The organism is Methylacidimicrobium cyclopophantes, assembly GCF_902143385.2.
Classification (GTDB): Bacteria; Verrucomicrobiota; Verrucomicrobiia; order Methylacidiphilales; family Methylacidiphilaceae; genus Methylacidimicrobium; species Methylacidimicrobium cyclopophantes.
Genome location: NZ_CABFUZ020000254.1, coordinates 1 through 3485, shown reverse-complemented (window position 1 = coordinate 3485; position 3485 = coordinate 1). Strand labels below are relative to the sequence as shown.

Annotated in this window: 4 protein-coding genes; 2 read left to right on the top strand and 2 right to left on the bottom strand. The window is 60.2% G+C overall.

Features of this window, described 5'->3' with window-relative positions; translation table 11 throughout:
- The coding region (locus FN369_RS10055) for a class I SAM-dependent methyltransferase (RefSeq protein WP_142526006.1) at window positions 1-692 on the bottom strand (692 nt) is incomplete at its 3' end.
- A 497-nt stretch (window positions 693-1189) separates the two neighbouring features.
- Between FN369_RS10055 and FN369_RS10050 the strand changes: the two genes are divergently transcribed.
- Window positions 1190-1909: a helix-turn-helix transcriptional regulator gene (locus tag FN369_RS10050; RefSeq protein ID WP_178087803.1), complete on the top strand. Its 720-nt coding sequence runs from the start codon at window positions 1190-1192 to the stop codon at window positions 1907-1909.
- Here the strand turns inward: FN369_RS10050 and FN369_RS10045 are convergent.
- Window positions 1870-2544 carry an acyl-homoserine-lactone synthase gene (locus tag FN369_RS10045; RefSeq protein WP_142526004.1) on the bottom strand — a complete coding sequence of 225 codons (675 nt, stop codon included), beginning with the start codon at window positions 2542-2544 and terminating at the stop codon, window positions 1870-1872. The genes FN369_RS10050 and FN369_RS10045 overlap by 40 nt on opposite strands.
- A 120-nt stretch (window positions 2545-2664) precedes the next feature.
- On the opposite strand from FN369_RS10045, the gene FN369_RS10040 reads away from it, so the two are divergent.
- Window positions 2665-3021 (top strand): hypothetical protein, encoded by a 357-nt coding sequence (locus FN369_RS10040; protein ID WP_178087802.1) that lies wholly within the window; start codon window positions 2665-2667, stop codon window positions 3019-3021.
- Window positions 3022-3485 lie beyond the last annotated feature (464 nt).

Genomic DNA, 3485 nt, shown 5'->3' with positions numbered 1-3485 from the left:
GGGCTCCGCCGCAGGCGGCGGATCCGAAGTGCGATTGCGCAAATCCAGTCGTGTCGTTGCGAGCGTTCGCCGCGGCAGAAAAAGGAGAGGAGGAGAGGCGCTCCCGGATCGGCATGCTGCCGCAGGGAGCGGAGGAAATCGATACGGTTCTTCCTACCGGGGATGTGCATGTAACCGCCCCAGCCGATGAGGAGGCCGTCGTAGCGCTTCTGGATGGCGCCGGGCACGCTCCCGGCCTCGGCAAGATAGACATCGCCAGGAAAGCCTTCGCGGGCCATGAGCTTGCGGTAGTTTTCGACCAGCTCCGGGGTGCTGTCGAAGCCGTCGACCCGAAAGCCCAAGCGTGCCAAGGCTACCGGCTCGCGCCCGCCCCCGGCGGCGGCAACGAGAATGGCCGAGCCGGCGGGGAAGTGGGTAAAGAGGGCTTGGACTTCCCACGTCTGCAGCCCGGAAAGGTTGTATTCGTCCCGGGTATATTTTTCCCAGCGGGCGTACTGGAGACGTCCGAGCTCGTCGAGCTGTCGGTTGTCGAGAAAGCCGAGCCATAGACCCTGTTGGAGCGCGTCCAAACCAATCGAGAAGCGCCGGAAGCAATAGTCCCAGCCTGCATACCAACGAGGCCGAAGCGAACTTGCTTGTTTTTTGCTGGTCAAGGGGAATCCGGGCGGGGGTTGGTCGACTCTGCCGGACATTGCCGAGATCGATCGCTCTCGTTAAGGAAGAGGCAGCCTACTAACACGATCCGAGGGATAGAGGATTTTTCCATCAGCCCGGCCACCCGATCGAATCGGTCGATCGCGGGTGCTCACAAACCCGTCGGGAAGCGGGGCGTTTTGCGTACCAGGGGGGCTTTCGTCCAAAACCAAAACGGAAACCTGGGGTGAAACGAATGGCGAAAGCAACGGATTCTATCGCTTTCTCGACAGAGGGTCCTCGCAAAGAAGCAACGAAGAGCGTCTCCCCGGAACGAGGGAGCAGAGAGAACGCGGTCGGTACTCGCTTCTCGAACGATCTTGCCGCAACTCCGGCCGACGCGTCTCTGACGAAACGGGAAGAGCGATGGACGATCCCAACGCTGCGGTTGCGGGTTTCGGGGATGGTAAGGGAGGGGATCGTTCTGCGTCGGCGCGTAGTTTCTCCAGTGCGTCTCTCGGGAAGGACTTTGGATTCGCTTCTCACCAAGAGGGAAATGGGGGAACTGCTCGCACTGGATCATGCGCTCGTATCCCTTCGTGATCCTGTGGAGTTCCCAGGGCTTTTAGCGCGCGTCGCGAAGATCGTTCCCGCTGCGAGTATCCTGGCGTTCGCCAGTCAGTTCGATGTGAGGAGCCAAGAAGCGAGGCTGGCTACGAGCGCGGTCCCCGATTACCCGGAGGAATGGTTGCGGCGATATTTTTGTCAAGGGTACTCGCGGATCGACCCCGTTCTCCAGAGCTATGCGGCGAGCTTCCAAATCGTTTCCTGGTCCCCGCTGCTTCAAAAGGTGCAGAGCAAGCGGAGCAGAGCATTCGTCCGCGAAGCTACGGATTTCGGCATGGAGTATGGCTTGACTTGCGGTCTCTATGAAGCAGGCACTTCCCAGGCGACGCTTTTCTCGTTTTCTGGAAAGGAGCTCGAGCAAGAAATCCGCCACCAAACCGTCCTCCATCACCTGGTACCCCATTTGAGTGGCGCGATCATCCGGGCGAGCGGCATTCCCGCCAATCCGGCTAGGGTGGATGGGCTCTCGCTCCGGGAGCTTGAAGTGTTGCGCTGGATGAAGGAAGGGAAGAGCAATTGGGAAGTGAGCCGGATCTTGCGGGTGAGCGAGGCGACAGTGAAGTTTCATGTGAAGAACATCCTGGGCAAACTGCACGCTTCCAACCGCTCTCATGCTGTCGCGCTCGCGATGGAGCATCGCGCGCTCTGAGCGTCGACGTCATTCAGCCAGGCATGTAGCTGTGGGCGTTTCGTGCGCGCCTCGGTAAGGAAAAAGTTCATATCGAAGAGGCCGGCAAGCGATTCGACATTGGCCGGAGGCAGCTGAAGAAGAGGGCCGATTCGGCGGCACGGAAAGCCGGCGAGTTGGATGGCGCGAAAGAAATACTTTTCAACGACCAAGTAGGCATATCGAACTACATTCCTCTGACACCAATGGTAGAGTCCCTTGTAGAGGAGGAGGGAGAGCTTCTGGGAGAGTCCAGGGATTTGCGCAGCCGAAGGGTCTACCGCAAAGCGGGTGAGCTCAATGGTGTCGGGCGCTTTGCGGACGGAATGCTCGGGGGCGAGCAGTGGCGCAAAGTCGCTTTCCAGCATGAAGGGGCCCGTCGGCGGTAGGATGTGGACCAGGGCGCGGAGTTCGCTCGATTCATCGAAGACCCCAAGCAAAGTCGCCCAATCGTCGTATTGATCCCGGTCGATTCCCGGCGCGGAGGGGGAGATCCAGCGGAGCGCCCGGCAAAAAATCCGGTAGCGGAACCGATAGGCGAGTTCCTTTTCGGTCTCGCTCGTGAGGGTTCGGATACAGAACTCTTGCTCATGCAGATGAAGGGTTTGGTAATCCATCGCGAAAGCATGAGCGAGGGGAAGTGAGAAAAGAACTATCCGAAGGGATAGGTTACAGATGGAGCCTACCGGAGGTAGGGTGACTCTCCTATGGGACGACGGGCGGGGAAAGAGGAGGAATTGAGTGACAACCGAGGGGGGTTGCGCTTGCTCCGGGGCTGGGTTCCTTGGCTGCCTTACCCAAAGGGGATCCGCATCGAGCCGGGGCTAGATGCGCAATCGGCGGATCCTGACGAGGGTATGGCCGAGGAGTCGACTTTCTTGCTGGAAGAAATAGAGCGGACGCAGGAAGCGGTCCGCAACCTCATGGGGACCAACCGCGCCATCCCCCCCTGGATGGGGGAAGGCGACGAGCGGAACCCTTCCGAGAACGCACGTCTCTGGCGAGCCGTGACGCAACTGGCGACGGCGCTCGATCTCCTCTCGGAGCGGCTCGAGATCTTGGAACGTCAGCGCCGAAGGGCCAAAAAGCCCTGACTCCTGCCTAGTGAGGCTCCCACTCGATCACCCGGATCCCAAGACCCGGCGAGGAGGAGAAACGGACAAGCCAAGACAGCCGTGCACGATCTATGGCAACGAAGCATTCCCGGAAACGGAGTGCCTCCGAGAAGTTGCGGCGGCGAAGGCGAGTCCAGGGGAATCCTTTTCCTCCAGAGTCTACCGCCGTTCCCTGCCGAACGCGACGAGTGGCAGAGAAGCGCATCGGAACGAGTAGGCTCTCGATCGGTCGCCTTGATCTCGCCCTCAGGTAGCCCGAAGTGCGCCGAGAGCGGGGACATTCCGGCAAGGCGAAGGTGTCAGCGCTGCTCTCGTGCCGGTGGAGCGGGAAGTCCGTTGGGCTTTGCCGGGTAGGAGCGAGGCTTCGGAAAAAAAGAAGCGGCGCAGTTTTGGCCGCGCCGCTCTTTCGGGAATCGTTAGAGGAGGAAAACGATTCGTTCGAG

Coding starts and splice junctions, on each gene's coding strand:
- FN369_RS10050 (WP_178087803.1), top strand. CDS start 1,190: ATGGGGGAACTGCTCGCACTGGATCATGCGCTCGTATCCCTTCGTGAT.
- FN369_RS10045 (WP_142526004.1), bottom strand. CDS start 2,544: ATGGATTACCAAACCCTTCATCTGCATGAGCAAGAGTTCTGTATCCGA.